Annotated in this window: 17 protein-coding genes; 10 read left to right on the forward strand and 7 right to left on the reverse strand. The window is 67.6% G+C overall.

Annotated features, from left to right (window positions below; translation table 11 throughout):
- The first annotated feature begins 102 nt into the window (after positions 1–102).
- The gene (locus tag SH591_RS04510) at positions 103–2,220 is read left to right on the forward strand and encodes a M13 family metallopeptidase (RefSeq protein ID WP_324750701.1); all 2,118 of its coding nucleotides are present in this window, start codon (positions 103–105) and stop codon (positions 2,218–2,220) included.
- Positions 2,221–2,260: 40 nt separating this feature from the next.
- Here the strand turns inward: SH591_RS04510 and glpK are convergent, their stop codons facing one another.
- Positions 2,261–3,724 (reverse strand): glycerol kinase GlpK, encoded by a 1,464-nt coding sequence (gene glpK, locus SH591_RS04515; RefSeq protein ID WP_324750702.1) that lies wholly within the window; start codon positions 3,722–3,724, stop codon positions 2,261–2,263.
- A 50-nt stretch (positions 3,725–3,774) separates the two neighbouring features.
- On the opposite strand from glpK, the gene glpD reads away from it, so the two are divergent.
- The gene (gene glpD, locus SH591_RS04520) at positions 3,775–5,217 is read left to right on the forward strand and encodes a glycerol-3-phosphate dehydrogenase (RefSeq protein WP_324750703.1); all 1,443 of its coding nucleotides are present in this window, start codon (positions 3,775–3,777) and stop codon (positions 5,215–5,217) included.
- Here glpD and SH591_RS04525 read toward each other — a convergent pair.
- Positions 5,214–5,354 (reverse strand): hypothetical protein, encoded by a 141-nt coding sequence (locus SH591_RS04525; protein ID WP_324750704.1) that lies wholly within the window; start codon positions 5,352–5,354, stop codon positions 5,214–5,216. The two genes, glpD and SH591_RS04525, sit on opposite strands and share 4 nt — an antisense overlap.
- A 63-nt stretch (positions 5,355–5,417) precedes the next feature.
- Here SH591_RS04525 and SH591_RS04530 point away from each other — a divergent pair, with 63 nt between their 5' ends.
- The gene (locus SH591_RS04530) at positions 5,418–5,837 is read left to right on the forward strand and encodes a hypothetical protein (protein WP_324750705.1); all 420 of its coding nucleotides are present in this window, start codon (positions 5,418–5,420) and stop codon (positions 5,835–5,837) included.
- Positions 5,834–6,313 (forward strand): 5' nucleotidase, NT5C type, encoded by a 480-nt coding sequence (locus SH591_RS04535; RefSeq protein WP_324750706.1) that lies wholly within the window; start codon positions 5,834–5,836, stop codon positions 6,311–6,313. Before SH591_RS04530 ends, SH591_RS04535 begins: the two co-directional genes overlap by 4 nt.
- A gap of 6 nt (positions 6,314–6,319) precedes the next feature.
- On the opposite strand, the gene SH591_RS04540 is transcribed toward SH591_RS04535, so the two are convergent.
- Complete coding sequence (locus SH591_RS04540) at positions 6,320–7,336, reverse strand: SDR family oxidoreductase (protein WP_324750707.1); 1,017 nt, start codon at positions 7,334–7,336, stop codon at positions 6,320–6,322.
- 153 nt (positions 7,337–7,489) lie between these two features.
- Between SH591_RS04540 and purT the strand changes: the two genes are divergently transcribed.
- Both purT and SH591_RS04550 read left to right on the forward strand, forming a co-directional pair.
- Positions 7,490–8,668, forward strand: coding sequence for a formate-dependent phosphoribosylglycinamide formyltransferase (purT, locus tag SH591_RS04545; protein WP_324750708.1), 1,179 nt, complete (start codon positions 7,490–7,492; stop codon positions 8,666–8,668).
- Positions 8,669–8,718: 50 nt separating this feature from the next.
- Positions 8,719–10,419 (forward strand): N-acyl-D-amino-acid deacylase family protein, encoded by a 1,701-nt coding sequence (locus tag SH591_RS04550; RefSeq protein ID WP_324750709.1) that lies wholly within the window; start codon positions 8,719–8,721, stop codon positions 10,417–10,419.
- Positions 10,420–10,603: 184 nt separating this feature from the next.
- Here the strand turns inward: SH591_RS04550 and SH591_RS04555 are convergent, their stop codons facing one another.
- Positions 10,604–11,407 carry a bifunctional sulfur carrier protein/thiazole synthase protein gene (locus SH591_RS04555; RefSeq protein ID WP_324750710.1) on the reverse strand — a complete coding sequence of 268 codons (804 nt, stop codon included), beginning with the start codon at positions 11,405–11,407 and terminating at the stop codon, positions 10,604–10,606.
- A 147-nt stretch (positions 11,408–11,554) separates the two neighbouring features.
- Here SH591_RS04555 and SH591_RS04560 point away from each other — a divergent pair, with 147 nt between their 5' ends.
- Positions 11,555–12,091, forward strand: a complete 537-nt coding sequence (locus SH591_RS04560) for a peroxiredoxin (protein ID WP_324750711.1) — start codon at positions 11,555–11,557, stop codon at positions 12,089–12,091.
- Positions 12,092–12,238: 147 nt separating this feature from the next.
- Positions 12,239–13,567, forward strand: coding sequence for a dicarboxylate/amino acid:cation symporter (locus SH591_RS04565; protein WP_324750712.1), 1,329 nt, complete (start codon positions 12,239–12,241; stop codon positions 13,565–13,567).
- 2 nt (positions 13,568–13,569) lie between these two features.
- On the opposite strand, the gene SH591_RS04570 is transcribed toward SH591_RS04565, so the two are convergent.
- Genes SH591_RS04570 through SH591_RS04580 form a run of 3 tightly spaced genes read right to left on the reverse strand, consistent with a single transcriptional unit; the run spans position 13,570 to position 15,263 of the window.
- Positions 13,570–14,229 carry a hypothetical protein gene (locus SH591_RS04570; protein WP_324750713.1) on the reverse strand — a complete coding sequence of 220 codons (660 nt, stop codon included), beginning with the start codon at positions 14,227–14,229 and terminating at the stop codon, positions 13,570–13,572.
- A gap of 40 nt (positions 14,230–14,269) precedes the next feature.
- Positions 14,270–14,578: a helix-turn-helix domain-containing protein gene (locus SH591_RS04575; protein ID WP_324750714.1), complete on the reverse strand. Its 309-nt coding sequence runs from the start codon at positions 14,576–14,578 to the stop codon at positions 14,270–14,272.
- Between the two features lie 58 nt (positions 14,579–14,636).
- Positions 14,637–15,263, reverse strand: a complete 627-nt coding sequence (locus SH591_RS04580; RefSeq protein ID WP_324750715.1) for a YbhB/YbcL family Raf kinase inhibitor-like protein — start codon at positions 15,261–15,263, stop codon at positions 14,637–14,639.
- A gap of 169 nt (positions 15,264–15,432) precedes the next feature.
- Here SH591_RS04580 and SH591_RS04585 point away from each other — a divergent pair, with 169 nt between their 5' ends.
- Both SH591_RS04585 and SH591_RS04590 read left to right on the forward strand, forming a co-directional pair.
- Entirely contained in the window at positions 15,433–16,212 is a 780-nt protein-coding gene (locus SH591_RS04585) for an OmpH/Skp family outer membrane protein (protein WP_324750716.1), read from the forward strand.
- A 132-nt stretch (positions 16,213–16,344) separates the two neighbouring features.
- Positions 16,345–16,767 carry a hypothetical protein gene (locus SH591_RS04590; RefSeq protein ID WP_324750717.1) on the forward strand — a complete coding sequence of 141 codons (423 nt, stop codon included), beginning with the start codon at positions 16,345–16,347 and terminating at the stop codon, positions 16,765–16,767.
- Positions 16,768–16,784: the final 17 nt, after the last annotated feature.

Consider the following 16,784-nt stretch of genomic DNA (forward strand, 5'->3'; position numbering starts at 1 on the left):
GCTGCCTTAGCCGGGTCGTACAGCTTGTATTAAACGAACGATCTATATAGCCTCGCGCAGCGTCCGGCCTGTCCGGGCGCTGTCTTTTTTCGAGGATCCTGCATGACGTTTTTCCGCCTCACCGTCTCCGCCCTTGCTCTGGCGGCGGCTGCGCCCGCTTTCGCCCACGATGCCCATGAATGCGTCGACGAGCAGTGCACCAATCTGGCCCTGTTCAGCCAAGCCGCGTCGACGGGCACCGGCTCGGGTTCGGTCGAAGCCGTGCGGATGGGGACGTGGGGGATCGATACCGCGGGCATGGACACTTCGGTGAAGCCCGGCGACGACTTCTTCGGCTACGTCAACGGCACCTGGGCGAAGACGACCCCGATCCCGGCCGACCGCTCCTCCTATGGCGGCTTCGCGGTGTTGCGCGACCTTTCCGAGGCACGCGTCCGCCAGCTGGTCGAGGGCTACAAGCTCGGCGACCCAACCAAGGACGGCGATCAGGCCAAGGTTGCCGCGATCTACCGCTCCTTCATGGACGAGGCGGCGATCGAGAAGCTCGGCGCAAAGCCGCTCAAACCCACGCTGGCCGCGATCCGCGCGGTGAAGGCCAAGGGCGCGATGGCGACCCTGATGGGCCGGTCGCTCGGTCGCATCGGCGGTAGCTTCTTCGGTGCCTACGTCAACGACGACAGCAAGAATCCGGATTATTACGCGCTCTACATGAGCCAGTCGGGCCTCGGCCTCGGCGACCGCGAGCTTTACCTGCAGGAGAAGTTCGCTCCGCAGAAGACGCGCTACCAGCAATATGTCGCGCAGATGCTCGGCCTCGCCGGCTGGGCCAATGCGGAGAAGGCCGCGGCCGACATCGTCGCGATGGAGACCAAGATCGCCGAAGCGCACTGGACCCGCGCCGAGAGCCGCAACCGCGACAAGACCTACAATCCGATGACGCTGGCCGAACTGAACGCGCAGGCGCCGGGCTTCCCCTGGGCCGCGTTCATGCAGGCCGCCAATGTCGGCAAGGCGGACAAGGCGATCGTCTCGCAGAACACCGCCTTCCCGAAGCTGGCCGCGATCTTTGCCGCGACCAACCTCGACACGCTGAAGGCGTGGCAGGCATTCCACACGGTCGACGATGCCGCCCCGCTCCTCTCCAAGGCGTTCGTCGACGCCAATTTCGAGTTCCGCTCGAAGTTCATGCAGGGCCAGCCCGAGCAGCGCGAGCGCTGGAAGCGCGGCGTGTCCTTCGCCGAGAATGCGATGGGCGAGGCGATCGGCCGCGATTATGTCCAACTCTACTACACGCCGGAGGCGAAGGCGGCGATGGACGACCTCGTCGCCAACATCCGCGTCGCGATGAAGAAGCGCATCGAGGGCCTCGAATGGATGGGCGCCGAGACCAAGGTCCAGGCGCTCGCCAAGCTCGAGAATTTCGGGCTGAAGATCGGCCATCCCGACAAGTGGCGGGACTATTCGGCGCTGCAGGTCCGCAACGGCGACCTGTTCGGCAATATGGAGCGGGCGGCGCAATATGAGTGGGCCTATCGCACCAACCGCCTCGGCCAGCGCGTCGACGACGCCGAATGGGGCATGACCCCGCAGACGGTGAACGCTTATTATTCGCCCGTGAAGAACGAGATCGTCTTCCCGGCCGCGATCCTGCAGCCGCCCTTCTTCGACCCCAAGGCCGACCCGGCGGTCAATTACGGCGCGATCGGCGGTGTGATCGGCCACGAGATCAGCCACGGCTTCGACGACCAGGGCCGCAAGTCGGACGGCGAAGGCATATTGCGCGACTGGTGGACCGCCGAGGACGCCGGCAAGTTCGAAGCCCAGGCCGCGCGCCTCGGCGGGCAGTATGAGGCCTACAGCTTCCCGACGCTGCCCGACATGCACATCAACGGCCGCGTCGCGATGGGCGAGAATATCGGCGATCTCGGCGGCGTGCTGCTGGGCCTCGAAGCCTATCGCAACTCGCTCGACGGCAAGCCGGCGCCGGTGATCGACGGCTTCACCGGCGAGCAGCGCCTGTTCATGGGCTGGGCCCAGGTGTGGCGGACCCTGTGGCGCGACGACGCTCTCAGGCAGCAGATCGTCAACGGGCCCCACTCGCCCGGCCAGATCCGAGCCTTCGCGCCGCTGCGCAACGTTGACGCCTGGTACGACGCGTTCGGCATCAAGGAGGGCGACGCGCTCTACGTGAAGCCCGAGGACCGCGTCCGCATCTGGTAAAGCGAACCGACCCGTTCCCCGGCGAAAGCCGGGGAAGAAATTAGAGGACCGCGGTCACCGCTGTTCGCCAACCGGCGAGGCGGCGGTCGCGGTCCTCCTGATTCATGCGGGGATCGAAGCGCGTCACCGAGCCGCGCATCGCCGCCGCTTCCTCCAGCGAGGCGAACATGCCGCAGCCGACGCCGGCGAGCATCGCCGCGCCGAGCGCGGTCGTTTCGATGAAGGCGGGGCGCTCGACTTCGAGATCGAGCGTGTCGGCGAGGTCCTGGGCGAGCCAGTCATTGGCGACCATGCCGCCGTCGACCTTCAGGCATTGCCACTGCACGCCGTCGGCGGCGAAGGCGGTCATCAGGTCGTGGGTCTGGTACGACTGCGCCTCGAGCGCGGCGCGGACGATATGGGCGCGGCCCGAGGCGAAGCTCAGGCCGGAAATGGATGCGCGCGCATCCGGCCGCCAGTGCGGCGCGCCGAGCCCCGACAAGGCGGGCACCAGATAGACGCCTCCATTGTCCGCAACCGATCGCGCCATCGCCTCGCTCTCGGACGATGCGGCGAGCAGGCCGAGATCGTCGCGCAGCCACTGGATCAGGCTGCCGGCGACGAACACCGAGCCTTCGAGCGCGTAGGCTCGCACGCCGCCCAATTGCCAGGCGATCGTGCCGAGCAGGCGATGGTGGGACACCGGCTGGTTCGCGCCGGCATGGCTGAGGACGAACGCGCCGGTGCCGTAGGTCGCCTTGGTGTCGCCGGGCGCGAGGCAGGCCTGGCCGATCGCCGCGGACTGCTGGTCGCCCGCCATGCCGGCGATCGGGATCGGCGCGCCGAACAGATCGGGCATGGTCTGCGCGAAATCGCCCGCGCAATCGACCACCTCCGGCAGCGCCGCGCGCGGCACCCCGAACAGCGCCAGCAGGTCGTCGTCCCAGCGCCCGGTGCCGATGTCGAGCAGGGCGGTGCGCGAAGCGTTGGTCGCGTCGCTGATGTGGAGCCCCCCGGTGAGGCGATAGACGAGCCAGCTCTCGACCGTGCCGACGAGGAGGTCGGCGCCGGCCGCGCGCAGTTGCGGCCAGTGGTCGAGCGCCCAGGCGATCTTGGTGGCGCTGAAATAGGGATCGAGCAGCAGGCCGGTCCGCGCCTGGACCGTGGCTTCGTGGCCGTCCTCGCGCAGCCGCTCGCACAGGTCGGCGGTGCGCCGGTCCTGCCACACGATCGCGGGGGCGAGCGCCCTCCCCGTCCGCCGGCTCCAGAAGACGATCGTCTCGCGCTGGTTGGTGATGCCGAGCACCGCGATCGCGTTGGCGCCGCCGGCCTGCTCGACGACCGTGCGAGCGCAGGCGAGGCTCGCGCTCCAGATCTGCTCCGCGTCATGCTCGACCCAGCCCGATTGCGGGTAATGCTGGGTGAGGTCGCGTTGCTGGGAGCCGAGGCACGCGCCGTCGGCCGCGAACAGCATCGCCCGCGTGCTGGTCGTGCCTGCGTCGATGACCAGCAGCCGGTCCGCCATATGCCCTCCCTTTGCTCTCTGCGCCCGCCACGCTAACAGACGAAGCGACAATGGAAAGCTTCGACCTCCTCGTCGTCGGCGGCGGCATCAACGGCACCGCGATCGCGCGCGACGCCGCCGGGCACGGGCAAAAAGTGCTGCTCGTCGAGAAGGACGATCTTGGCCAGCATACCTCCTCGGCCTCGTCCAAGCTGATCCACGGCGGGCTGCGCTATCTCGAATATTACGAGTTCCGGCTGGTGCGGGAGGCGCTGCAGGAGCGCGAGATCATGCTGCGCACCGCGCCGCATATCGTGCGGCCGCTGCGCTTCGTGCTGCCCCACACCGAGGGCATGCGGCCGTGGTGGATGGTCCGCGCGGGCCTCAAGCTTTACGACCTGCTCGCGTGGGGCAGCAGCCTGCCCGGTTCGCACAAGGTGAAACCGCGCGGCAGCGAGACGCTGATCTCCCCGTTGAAACGGGCGGCGGCGCGGCGGATGGCGATCTATTGGGACGCGTGGGTCGACGACAGCCGGCTGGTGGTGCTGAACGCGGTCGATGCCGCCGAGCGCGGCGCCGAAATCGCCACCCGAACCGAATTGCTGACGGCGCGGCGCGAGGGCGATCTCTGGCAGGCCGAGCTGTCGGGCGGGCGGCGGGTCGCTGCAAAGGCGATCGTCAACGCGGCAGGGCCGTGGGTCGCCGAAGTGCTGAACCAGCGCCTGTGCGAGAGCAGCGAGAGCCGGGTGCGGCTCATCAAGGGCAGCCATATCGCCGTGCCCCGCCTCTACGAGGGCGACCACGCCTACATCTTGCAGCAGCAAGACGGGCGCGTCGTCTTCGCCCTTCCGTTCGACGGCTGCACGTTGATCGGGACCACCGACGTGCCGGTCGCTACGCCGGAGAAGGCGGTGATCGATGCCGACGAGATCGCCTATCTGTGCGCGGCGGCGAACCTCTATTTCGAGGCCCAGCTCGGCCCCGCCGACGTCCGCTGGAGCTATTCGGGCGTGCGCTCGCTCTACGACGACGGCGCCGCCGAGGCGAAGGCTGTGACGCGCGACTACCGGCTCGAACTCGACGACGATCCCGGCGCGAAACTGCTGTCGGTATTCGGCGGCAAGATCACCACCGCGCGCGCGCTGGCGGCCGAAGCGCTGGACCGGCTCGGAATCGAGGGACGCAAGTGGACCACCCACACCGCGCTACCGGGCGGCGACATCTTTCCCGCGTTCAACGACTATCTGGACCGGCTGCGCTTGTGGATGCCTGCACCGATGGTGACGCGGCTCGCCCGGGCCTATGGCACGCGGCTGAAGGACGTGCTCGGCGATGCGACCAGCCTCGACGGACTGGGTCGCCGCTTCGCGCCGGGGCTCTACGAATGCGAAGTGCGCTACCTCGTCGATCGCGAGTTCGCACGCACGGCCGAGGACATATTGTGGCGCCGCACCAAGACCGGCCTCGTCGCGAGCGACGACGAGGCCGCGGCGCTGGCCGCCTATCTGGCTTAGGGTCCTTCGTGCAGCGGATCGGTGCCGACGGGCGGGATTTCGTCGAGATGCTTCGCCGCCTCCTCGCCTTTCTGCGTCGTCTCCGGGTCCTGGTGGGGAAGGTCCTCGTCGCTCGCCTTGTCGCGTTCCATGTTCATGCTCCTCCTCCCGTCAACGCAGAGAAAGGCGCATCTTTCCCGCGGCACGGAGGTTGAACGCGCATGACACCCACTCCCGAACAGGCCGCCGCGAAGGCCGGCACCGGCGACAGCGTCATTGGCTGGGCGCTCGACCGCGAGCAGCGCAAAGAGTTGCTGCTCCAATTCCCTCCGAAATTTCCGGACGTGGTGGCGGACCATGTCACGCTCGCCGCCAAGGTGCGGCGCGACGCCGTGCTGCCCGGCCCGGTCACCGGTGAGATCGTCGGACGGATCGACGACGATGCCGGCGTCGAGGCGCTGGTCGTGACGATCGACGGCACCGCCGACCGGCCCGACGGCAGCACCTACCACATCACCTGGTCGCTCGATAAGGCGAAGGGACGCAAAGCGAAGGAGAGCAACGACGTGATCGCAAAGCTCGGCTGGCAGAGGATCGACCTGCCTGTCCCGGTGCTGCTCGAACCGAGGCGCTGGCCGTGAGGCGCCAGCTCTATCTCGACTGCGACGGCGTGCTGGCCGATTTCGACAAGGGCGCGGAGGCAATCCTCGGCCTGAAGCCGAAGGCGTTCGAGCAGCGCTACAATATCGGCAAGATGTGGGCGAAGCTGGCAAGCGCGCCCGATTTCTACGGCACCCTGCCGCTGATGCCGGGCGCACGCGAATTGTTCGAGGCGGTCAAACATCTCGATCCGATCATCCTCACCGGCCTGCCGCGCGGCAATTGGGCAGCGGATCAGAAGGTGCGCTGGGCAGCGCAGCATTTCCCCGGCACGCGGATCATCACCTGCATGGCGGTCGACAAGCGCAACCATTGCCACGAGGGCGACGTGCTGGTCGACGATACCCTCAAGCACCGCCACCTCTGGGAGGAGGCCGGCGGCATCTTCGTCCACCACCGCAGCGTCCCCGAGACGCTGGCGGAGCTTCGCGATATCTACCCGCTCATCGACGCCTGACCCGCCTTAGGCCTCCTCGGCCTGCCAGCGGGTGGAGAGCAATGCGCCGATCCCGGCAGCGGCCAGGCTGGCCAGCGCCAGCGTCGCCAGCGGGTGGCGTGCCGCCTTGCTGTAGGCGCTCGGCCGGATCAGGCTGCCCTGATGGTCGCCGCGCACCTGCGCCTCCGACTGGCCGTGATGGAGATTGTCGGTCGGCGTCGCCCGGTCCGGCCCAAACTGGCTGTTGATCAGGAATTTCTCGCTGATCCAGTCCATCACCCGCGGCGCCTGCTGCGAGAAATGGCTGAGCGTGCTGGCGGCGCTGCCGATGAAGGCGTCGCGCGTCGGCCGCTCGGCCGCGCGCAGGATCGTCGCCGCGACTTCCTCGGGCGCATAGATGGGCGGCGGGAATTTGGCCTCCTGCTCGGAATAGTTCTTCACATGCTGCGGCATCGGTGTGCCGATCGAGGCGGGCTTGATCAGGGTCACCGAGACCGGCGCATTCTCCGCCTCCAGCTCCATGCGCAGCGCGTCGGTAAAGCCCTTCACCGCATGCTTGCTCGCCGAATAGATACCCTGCACCGGCATGGCACGGTCGGAGGTGACGCTGCCGATATTGATCAGCGCGCCGCCATGCGCCTTGAGGTGCGCGAGCGCGACCTCCGAGCCATAGACCACGCCCCAGAAGTTGGTCTCGAACAGTCGCCGCATGTCGGCGTCGCTGACCTGGTCGATCGTGCCCCAGATGCCGACGCCGGCATTGTTGACCCAGGTGTCGAAGCCGCCGAACCGGTCGAGCGCGTGGGCGGCGACCGCTTCCAGCTCCTCGCGGTTGCCGACGTCGGCGGTGACGAAGCTCGCTTTGCCGGGTCCCGCCTGGTTGATCTCGTCGACCGCCTGGGCGAGCGCGTCGCGGCTGCGGGCGCTCAGCACGACTTTGGCGCCCTGCTGCGCGGCCATCCTGGCGGTGGCGAGGCCGATGCCGCTCGAAGCGCCGGTGATGACGATGGTCTGCTCGGAAAGCGGCTTCAGCTTGCGCGCCATGGAAGAATCTCCTTGTTCGGGGCTTTGCGGGTCAACGCATGGGACTCACGAGCGTTCGACGGGAGACCGCGATTGGCGCACGAGGCGCCGTAACCGCTTGAGGGTCGGGCGCCGCCGCTTTAACCCCGCCTGCGCGTCAGCCAGGGAATCCGCATGAACCACATCGCCAAAATCCTACTACTGGGCTCGGGCGAGCTCGGCCGCGAGTTCGCGATCTCGGCGAAACGGCTCGGCTGCTACGTCGTCGCCTGCGACAGTTACGAAGGCGCGCCGGCGATGCAGATGGCCGACGAGGCGGAAGTCTTCTCGATGCTGGACGGCGAGCGGCTGCGCGCCGCGGTCGCCAAGCACAGGCCCGATTTCGTCGTGCCCGAGGTCGAGGCGATCCGCACCGAGATCCTCGCCGAGGTCGAGGCCGAAGGAACGGTCGTCGTGCCCTCGGCCCGCGCCACCCAGATGACGATGAACCGCGACGCGATCCGCGAGCTGGCCGCGGGTCCGCTGGGCCTGCGCACGTCGCGCTTCCGCTTCGCCGAGAGTCTCGAAGAGGTGCGCGCCGGCGCCGAGCACACCGGCTTCCCGTGCGTGATCAAGCCGGTCATGTCCTCGTCCGGCAAGGGCCAGAAGACGGTCACCGACGAAGCCGGCCTCGAGGAGGCCTGGAACTATGCGGTCGCCAACATGCGCGGCGACCGCGCGCGCGTGATCGTCGAGGAGTTCGTGCGCTTCGACTACGAGATCACGTTGCTGACGGTGCGGACGCGCGACGGCGTGCTGTTCTGCCCGCCGATCGGCCACCGCCAGGAGCGCGGCGATTATATGGAGAGCTGGCAGCCGGCGGCGATGTCTGCCAAGGCGCTGGCCGATGCGCAGGACATGGCGCGCAAGGTGGTCGACGACCTCGGCGGCCACGGCATTTTCGGCGTCGAATTCTTCGTCGCCGGCGAGGAGGTGATCTTCTCCGAGCTCTCGCCGCGCCCGCACGACACCGGCATGGTGACATTGGTCTCGCAGAACCTGACCGAGTTCGACCTCCACGCCCGCGCCATCCTCGGCCTGCCGATCCCGGAGATCCAGCTGCGCCACCCGGCCGGGGCGTCGGCCGTGATCCTCGCCGACCGCGACGCCGAGAGTTTCAGCTATTCCGGGCTCGCCGACGCGCTCGCCTTGGGCGGACACGGCCATGAGGTCGATCTGCGCATCTTCGCCAAGCCGGTCACGCGGCCCAATCGCCGCATGGGCGTCGCGCTCGCCTCGGGCGCGACGAGCGACGAAGCGCGCCGGCTTGCCGAGGCTGCGGCAGCGAAGGTCCGGATCGATTATCGCGACTGATTGCGCCCCGCGCCGACGGCGCTAAGCTCCCCCGAAAAGACAGGGGGGTGATGATGTTGAGCAAGGTCCTGGGAGCGCTGGTGAGCGCGGCGGTGGCGTTCGCGCCGGTCACGGCGGCAGCGGCGGCCGATTACGACACGATCATTCGCGGCGGCCTGATCTACGACGGCCAGGGCGGCACGCCATATGCCGGCGACGTCGGCATCAAGGGCGACCGTATCGCCGCGCTGGGCGACCTTTCCGGTGCGAGCGCCGACCGGGAAGTGAAGGCCGGCGGCCTCGCCGTGGCACCGGGCTTCATCAACATGCTGAGCTGGGCCAACGAATCGCTGCTGGAGGACGGCCGCTCGATGAGCGACATCAGCCAGGGCGTGACGCTCGAAGTGTTCGGCGAAGGCTGGTCGATGGGGCCGCTGACTCCGGCCATGCGCGCCGAGGAGCTGAAGCAGCAGAGCGACTTCAAATTCGATATCCCGTGGACGACGCTCGGCGAATATATGGACCATGCCGAGAAGAAGGGCATATCGACCAATATCGCCTCGTTCGTCGGCGCGACGACCGTCCGCATCCACGAGGTCGGCAGGGACAACAAGAAGGCCACGCCCGAGCAATTGAAGCGCATGCAGGATCTGGTCCGCCAGGCCATGCGCGAGGGCGCGATGGGGGTCGGCTCTTCCCTGATCTACGCGCCCGGCAATTTCGCCGACACGGACGAGCTGGTCGCGCTGACGGCCGCCGCGCACGAATATGGCGGCGGCTACATCTCGCACCTGCGCAGCGAGGCGGCGCGCTACGAGCGGGCGGTCGACGAGATCCTCGCCATCGGCAGGCGCACCGGCGCTCCGGTCCAGATCTACCATATGAAGCCCGGCGGCCGCGAGAATTGGACGAAGTCCGAGCCGGTGCTGCGCAAGCTCTGGGCGGCGCGCGCCGAGGGCGTCGACGTCACCGCCAACATCTATCCCTATATCGCGGGCTCGACCGGCCTTTACGCGACCATGCCGCTCTGGGTGCAGGAAGGCGGCCACGACGCCTGGGTGAAGCGCCTCAAGGACCCCGCGATCCGCGCCCGCGTCATCAAGGAAATGCGCGCGCCCGCGGTCGACTGGGAGAATCTGATGCATGATTCCGGCGGGCCGGAGAATGTGCTGCTGATCGCGTTCAAGAGCGACAAATTGAAGCCGCTCACCGGCAAGACTTTGGCCGAGGTCGCGAAGATGCGCGGCACCAGCCCGGAGGACACGATCATCGACCTCGTGATCGAGGACGACAGCCGCGTCGGCGCCGCTTACTTCCTGATGGACGAGGCCAATATCCGCCGCAACATCGCCTGGCCGTGGACCATGGTCGGATCGGATTCGGGCAGCGTCGCCGCCGAGGGCAATTTCCTGAAGAGCAATCCGCACCCGCGCGCCTACGGCACGTTTGCGCGCTTCCTCGGCAAATATGTGCGCGACGAGAAAGTGATCCCGATGGAGGAAGGCATACGCCGCCTCACCTCATTGCCCGCCGCCCAGCTGCAGCTGCGCGGGCGCGGACGGCTGGCGCCGGGCTATTTCGCGGACCTGGTCGTGTTCGATGCCAAGACGATTTCGGACAAGGCGACGTTCGACAAGCCGCACCAATATAGCGTCGGCGTCCGCCACGTGCTGGTCAACGGCACCCAGGTGCTGAAGGACGGCGCCCACACCGGCGCCAAGCCCGGCCGCGTCGTCCGCGGCCCAGGCTGGACCGGCTGGGGGAAGCAGTAACGCGCCAATCCGTTCGGGCTGAGCCTGTCGAAGCCCTTTCCTTTCCTTCAGCGACTAAGGACGAAGGAGAGCCCTTCGACAGGCTCAGGGCGAACGGGAGCGGGGGCGACATTAGTGTTCCCCGGCGAAAGCCGGGGCCCAATTTGCGCTCCCATAGGCCCCGGCTTTCGCCGGGGAACAGTGGTTAGATCAGCCCTGCGAGCGGGCTCGACGGGTCGGCGTAGCGGCGCTTGCCCATGCGGCCGGCGCGGTAGGCGAGGCGGCCGGCCTCGACCGCGGCCTTCATCGCGCGCGCCATCAGGATCGGGTCCTTGGCCTCGGCGATGGCGGTGTTCATGAGCACGCCGTCGCAGCCAAGCTCCATCGCTACCGCGGCGTCTGAGGCAGTGCCGACGCCGGCGTCGACCAACACCGGCACCTTCGCATTCTCGACGATCAGGCGGATCATCACCTGGTTCTGGAGGCCGAGGCCCGAGCCGATCGGCGCGCCTAGCGGCATGATCGCGACTGCGCCCACATCCTCGAGCTTCTTCGCAGCGATCGGATCATCGGCGCAATAGACCATCGGCTCGAAGCCTTCCTTGGCGAGGATCTCGGTCGCGCGCAGGGTCTCGATCATGTCCGGGTAGAGCGTCTTGGCCTCGCCCAGCACCTCGAGCTTCACGAGCGTCCAGCCGCCCGCCTCGCGCGCCAGCCGCAAAGTGCGGATCGCATCCTCGGCGGTGAAGCAGCCGGCGGTGTTGGGGAGGTAGACGGTCTTCTTCGGGTCGATGAAGTCGGTCAGCATCGGCGCCTTGGGGTCGGAGACGTTGACCCGGCGCACCGCGACGGTGACGATCTCCGCGCCCGACGCCTCGACCGCGGCCGCATTCTGCTCGAAGCTCTTATACTTGCCCGTGCCGACGATCAGGCGCGAATGGAAGGTGCGGCCGGCCACCGTCCAGCTGTCGGTCTGCGCTTCGGGAAGGATCGTGGTCTCGAGGTTCAATGCATTCACTCCGTCTCGCGGCCCGGACGCCGCTGCCGCGCATATAGCGATCCGGAGCGCGGCGTGAAACCGCTGCAGGCAGAGAAACAATGGGATGGCGGTGGGCGCCGGCCCGCTTTATCGTCACGTCCAAACAAGGAGGATGCCATGCGTTTCACTGTTCTTGCCTGCGCTGCGGCATTGCTCGCCGCCGTGCCCGCCGAGGCTGCGCTGCCCGTCGGCGCCAAGGCGCCCGATTTCACCACCAAGGGCGCGCTCGCCGGCAAGCCGTTCAACCTGCGCCTGAAGCAGCAGCTCAAGAAGGGTCCGCTCGTCCTCTATTTCTTTCCAGCCGCCTTCACCCAGGGCTGCACGCTGGAAGCGCACGAATTCTCCGAGGCTTATGACGATTTCGCGGCCGCCGGCGCGCGCGTCGTCGGCCTTTCCGCCGACCCCTATGACAAGCTCGCCAAATTCTCGGTCGACGCGTGCCGCAACAAATTCCCGGTCGCGACCGCATCGCAGGAGGTGATCAAGGCCTATGACGTCGTGCTTCCGCAAAAGCCGACGCTGACCAACCGCACCTCCTACGTGATCGCGCCCGACGGCACGGTGATCTACGCGCACAGCGACTTGAGCTACAAGGATCACGTCAAGAACACGCTCGCCGCGGTGCGGAAGTGGAAGGCTTCGCGCAGCAAATAGCGCGGCAAAGCGACGGCTTCCCTGCCCTTATGCATGCCCGTCGTGCTGCGCCAAATGCTGCGCAGCATGACGCGGCGCAATTCCTGCTGACAGCGCCGGCATTGCTGCTAAACCCCGCCGGTTTCCGAAGAGCTTGAAAGGATGAATATGGCGAGTGCGGGGAAGCCCTTCTGGACGACGCTCTATTTCCAGGTGCTGGTCGGCATCGCTCTTGGCGTCCTGACGGGCTGGCTGTTTCCCGCATTCGGATCGGCGCTGAAGCCGCTCGGCGACGGCTTCATCAAGCTGGTGAAGATGATCATCACGCCGGTGATCTTCCTCACCGTCGTCACCGGCATCGCCGGCATGGCCGATCTCAAGGCCTTCGGCCGGGTCGGCGCCAAGGCGATGGCCTATTTCCTCACCTTCTCCACGCTCGCCCTGATCGTCGGCTTGGTCGTCGGCAATGTCGTCAGCCCGGGCACCGGGCTCAACATCGATCCCGCCACGCTCGATCAGGGCGCGGTATCGAGCTACGTCAGCGCCGCCAAGGAGCGGACCGTCACCGACTTCGTGCTGCACATCATCCCCGACACGGCGATCAGCGCGTTCACATCGGGCGAGATCTTGCAGGTCCTGTTCGTGGCGATCCTGTTCGGCGTCGCGCTGGCGCTGATCGGAGAACGAGGGGAGAAATTCCTCGGCAGCCTGCGGACTTTGACAGCGATCGTGTTCCGCATGGTCCATATCCTGATGTACGCCGCGCCGATCGGCGCGTTCGGCGCGATGGCCTTCACGATCGGCGAATATGGCATCGGCACGCTCGCCAATTTGGCCGGCCTGATCGCGACCTTCTACGTCACGTCGCTGCTGTTCGTGGTGGTCGTGCTCGGCCTCGTCGCGCGCGCCGCCGGCTTCTCGCTGCTCGGCCTCGTCCGCTACATCAAGGAGGAGCTTTTGCTGGTGCTCGGCACCTCATCGTCGGAAAGCGCGATGCCGCTGCTGATGGAGAAGCTCGAGCGCGCCGGCTGCCCAAAGCCGATCGTCGGCCTGGTCGTGCCGACCGGCTATTCGTTCAACCTCGACGGCACCAACATCTACATGTCGCTGGCCGCTTTGTTCATCGCCCAGGCGACCAACACGCCGCTGACCTTCGCCGACCAAGCGCTGCTGATGGCGGTGGCGATCCTCTCGTCCAAGGGCGCCGCGGGCGTGACCGGATCGGGCTTCATCGTCCTCGCCGCGACCTTGTCGGTCGTGCCGGCGGTGCCGGTCGCGGGGATGGCGTTGATCCTCGGCGTCGACCGCTTCATGAGCGAATGCCGCGCGCTCACCAATTTCACCGGCAACGCGGTGGCGACGATCGTCGTGTCGCGCTGGGAAGGCGCGCTCGACATGCGGCGGCTCGAGGCCGCCTTCGCCGGCAAGGGCGGCGATTTTACCGAGACCGAGAGCGACGCTCTCCAGATCGAGGGGCGCAGCGACGTCCCGGTCTAGGGCTATTCGCGAATGTCGGCGCCGAGCGAGTCGATCGCCGCGCGCAGCACCGTCTCCCCGACCACGTTGAGCAGGACGAGGCCGAGCAGGTAGGAGCGGACCGGCCCCGCGATCGACGAGGTCGCGAGCGCCGTCACCTGCTGGCCGATCGCCGACTGCTCTTCCTGCGACACATTCTGCATCAGGGCGAAGCAATAGGATGGGAGGGCGAGATGCGCCTTCTCGAAATCGATGCCGGTCATGATGCGCGTGACGGCGATGGCGCGGGGCGCCGCGCGGCCGCGATCGACGGCGCGGTCGGTGACGTCGAGCAGCACCTGCAGCACCAGGCCGGGGCCGAGCGGCACGTCCTTGTCGCCGATCTTGAAGGTGAAGAAGGAGCTGCGGAAAAAGGCCATCGCGCCAAGGCCGCCGGTAAGGACCAGCATCGCGCGCAGCTTCACCGCGTCGCGCGCCGGATCGAGCCCGAAATCGACCCTGAACACGTTGAGCAGAAGCAGCGCCAGCAAGGCGGCGGCGGTATTGATCAGAATGTAGAGGATCGCCGAAACATTGACGACGGCGCGCCACGGCTCGTCTCGATAGCGGGCGAGGAGTTCGCAGAGCCCAATCAGTCCCCCGAGCAGCGCTACCGCAACATAATCGAACGCGATCGAACCCATAGCCTGCCCCCTTCGGCCGCGTCGCGGCCCTGGCTGCGGCCTATGCCGCCACGCGCCTCCCCAGATCGGTGAGACGCACACATTCGTCGCCCCCGGCGGTGCTGAGCGCGACCAGATCGGCCTTGGCGAGCTGCTGGAGCGCGGTGACCGCAAGACTGGGCGGAAGCGCGAGCGCCACGATCAGCTCCCGGACCGAGGTCGGAGCCTCGTGCGGCGCAAGAAAGCTCAGGATCTTCTTCTCGACGTCGGCCGGCATTCCCATGTCGCGCGCGCTGCGGGTCTGCGCCGCATCGCCTTGCGCGGCGTTGAGGAATGAGCCGAAATAATCCTTGCCGGTGGCCGAGCTCATGATCCGTCCTTTGCTGGCCGAACGATAAGCCCCGCCTGACGCGCTGGCAATCGCGCCCTTACCGCGTCCGCGCCGCGACCGCGCCGGCGGGCCCGACCACCGCCGGATCCCCGCGCGAATAAGTGCCGATCAGCAGTCCGGCGGCGAGGACGCGGCCGGCCATCGCCCGCACCAAAGCGGACCGGCTCGGCGTGTCGCCGGCGTCGGGCCCGGCCGCCAGCGCGAACAATTGGAAGGCGTAGCGATGCTCGCCATGGCCGGTCGGCGGGTCGGGCGGCAGCCAGCCTTCGCGGAAATAGGAGTTGCGGCCGACGTCGCGCCCGTCAGCAGAGCCATCGCCGTCGGCCGCGATCGCGCCTTCGGCGAGCCGGTGGTCGTCCGGCGAAATGTCCCACACGATGGCGTGGACGAGCGGCTGGGGCGTGGGTGCGTCCGGATCCTCGACGATCAACGCAAGGCTCTCGGTCCCCGCGGGCACGGCGTTCCACACCAAGGGCGGCGACACGCCCTCCCCGTCCGCGGTGAAGCGCGGCGGCAGGCGTCCGCCATGAGCGAAGGCCGGGCTCGCAAGATCGAGCGTCCCGTAAGCGTCGCCAAGCTCGGCCTGGGCGATCACCAGCTTGTCGGCGCCGGCCCGCAATCCCTGCAGCGCGCGGCCCAGCCATGACGGCACATGTTCGAGCATCAGCCTCCCTTTCCGCTTCGCGCTCAACCCCCGAGCCCTTCTATGGGTCCGCTAAGTGGGATCGATCCCGACTGGTCGCAACCTTGGCACGGTTCAGCGCGAAGCACCAAACCAGCGTGGGGCCCCGCGCGCTGTAACCCTTGGCGCTGGGGCGTGAGGAGTGAGGACCATGAGAAAGATCTTCTTCGCGCTTGCCACGGTGTCGGCGATCGCATTCGCCGCGCCTGCGGCTGCGCAATATGAGAATGCCAATGCCAATATGCGTGTCCGCGTCGACCAATTGCAGACGCGGCTCCAGGCCGGCGTGCAGGCCGGCACGATCACGCGCGCCGAAGCCCGCACGTTGCGCGAGCAGCTTCGCCAGCTGCGCGCGCTCGAAACGCAATATAGCGCGAACGGGCTGACACAGAGCGAGCGGCAGGACCTGCAGGGCCGGATCCAGGCGCTGCGCCGCGACCTGCGCACGGCAGAGGCCAGCAATAATGGCCAACGCTACGGCCAATCCGACTGGATCGACCGCAATCGCGATGGCTATGACGACCGCGATCGCGATCGGGACGGACGGTGGGACGACGATGTCCGCGGCGGCAGCCAATATGGCAACACCGACTGGGTCGATCGCGACCGCGACGGCTACGACGACCGTGATCGCGACCGCGACGGCCGCTGGGACGACGACCGGGGCGGTTACGGCCAGGGCGGTCCCTATGAGGAAGTTGACGAAGCCTGCCAGACCCGCAGCGGCGTCGGTGGCGTCATCGACACGGTGCTCGGCCGCGAGTGCCTGCGCGTCGGTGCGCGGGCGCCGACCAATCTCGGCGCGGTACCTTCTGCCTATCGCAACCAGTTCCGCGACGGCAGCGGCTATTATTACCGCTCGGACGGCGACCGAGTCTATCAGATCGACAGCCGCACCCGGACGGTGACGCGGGTCTACGACATCGACTGACGGCCAGCGACGGACGACCAGGAGGGCGCTCCGGCAATCCCGGGGCGCCCTTTTCATATCGGCGCCGAATCGGTGTATGCAGCAGGCGAGCCCCGGCTCCTGTGCGTATCCCAGAATGCGAAGGAGGGCGCGATGACCAGGTTCCTATGGGCAATATTGGCAACCGCGGGATCGGCAGCGGCGGCGGCGCCCGTCTTCCTGTTTGCGCCGATGCCGCGCTGGAGCGAGCCGCCCGAGACCGAGGAGGTGTGCGCGGCGATCGAGAAGGAATGCCCCGCTTTGTGGGCCGCCGAGACCATCGAGGCCGAGTTCGGCTATGAGGAATTGTACGATCCCAAGGGCATGCTGGCCGGCGTGCGGATGACCCGCTCGACCGGCTGCCAACCGCTCGACGAAAGCCTGCTGCTCGGCCAGCGCCGCTTCCGCCTGGCCTTCCACGCCGACGACAAGCCGGACTTCGACAACATCCACGCCGAGCTCGGCCCGGGCGTGAACCCGGACCAAGTCCGGATCGTCAAGGCCTCCCAGACCAATGTCAGCATGGGCTGCCGATAGCGCGCCTCGAAACCACG

Source organism: Sphingomonas sp. LY54 (genome assembly GCF_035594035.1).
Classification (GTDB): domain Bacteria; phylum Pseudomonadota; class Alphaproteobacteria; order Sphingomonadales; family Sphingomonadaceae; genus Allosphingosinicella.

What these genes read in the sequence shown, in the direction of transcription:
- SH591_RS04510 (WP_324750701.1), top strand. Translation starts at nt 103, where the DNA reads ATGACGTTTTTCCGCCTCACCGTCTCCGCCCTTGCTCTGGCGGCGGCT.
- glpK (WP_324750702.1), bottom strand. Translation starts at nt 3,724, where the DNA reads ATGGCGGACCGGCTGCTGGTCATCGACGCAGGCACGACCAGCACGCGG.
- glpD (WP_324750703.1), top strand. Translation starts at nt 3,775, where the DNA reads ATGGAAAGCTTCGACCTCCTCGTCGTCGGCGGCGGCATCAACGGCACC.
- SH591_RS04525 (WP_324750704.1), bottom strand. Translation starts at nt 5,354, where the DNA reads ATGAACATGGAACGCGACAAGGCGAGCGACGAGGACCTTCCCCACCAG.
- SH591_RS04530 (WP_324750705.1), top strand. Translation starts at nt 5,418, where the DNA reads ATGACACCCACTCCCGAACAGGCCGCCGCGAAGGCCGGCACCGGCGAC.
- SH591_RS04540 (WP_324750707.1), bottom strand. Translation starts at nt 7,336, where the DNA reads ATGGCGCGCAAGCTGAAGCCGCTTTCCGAGCAGACCATCGTCATCACC.
- purT (WP_324750708.1), top strand. Translation starts at nt 7,490, where the DNA reads ATGAACCACATCGCCAAAATCCTACTACTGGGCTCGGGCGAGCTCGGC.
- SH591_RS04550 (WP_324750709.1), top strand. Translation starts at nt 8,719, where the DNA reads ATGATGTTGAGCAAGGTCCTGGGAGCGCTGGTGAGCGCGGCGGTGGCG.
- SH591_RS04560 (WP_324750711.1), top strand. Translation starts at nt 11,555, where the DNA reads ATGCGTTTCACTGTTCTTGCCTGCGCTGCGGCATTGCTCGCCGCCGTG.
- SH591_RS04565 (WP_324750712.1), top strand. Translation starts at nt 12,239, where the DNA reads ATGGCGAGTGCGGGGAAGCCCTTCTGGACGACGCTCTATTTCCAGGTG.
- SH591_RS04570 (WP_324750713.1), bottom strand. Translation starts at nt 14,229, where the DNA reads ATGGGTTCGATCGCGTTCGATTATGTTGCGGTAGCGCTGCTCGGGGGA.
- SH591_RS04575 (WP_324750714.1), bottom strand. Translation starts at nt 14,578, where the DNA reads ATGAGCTCGGCCACCGGCAAGGATTATTTCGGCTCATTCCTCAACGCC.
- SH591_RS04580 (WP_324750715.1), bottom strand. Translation starts at nt 15,263, where the DNA reads ATGCTCGAACATGTGCCGTCATGGCTGGGCCGCGCGCTGCAGGGATTG.
- SH591_RS04585 (WP_324750716.1), top strand. Translation starts at nt 15,433, where the DNA reads ATGAGAAAGATCTTCTTCGCGCTTGCCACGGTGTCGGCGATCGCATTC.
- SH591_RS04590 (WP_324750717.1), top strand. Translation starts at nt 16,345, where the DNA reads ATGACCAGGTTCCTATGGGCAATATTGGCAACCGCGGGATCGGCAGCG.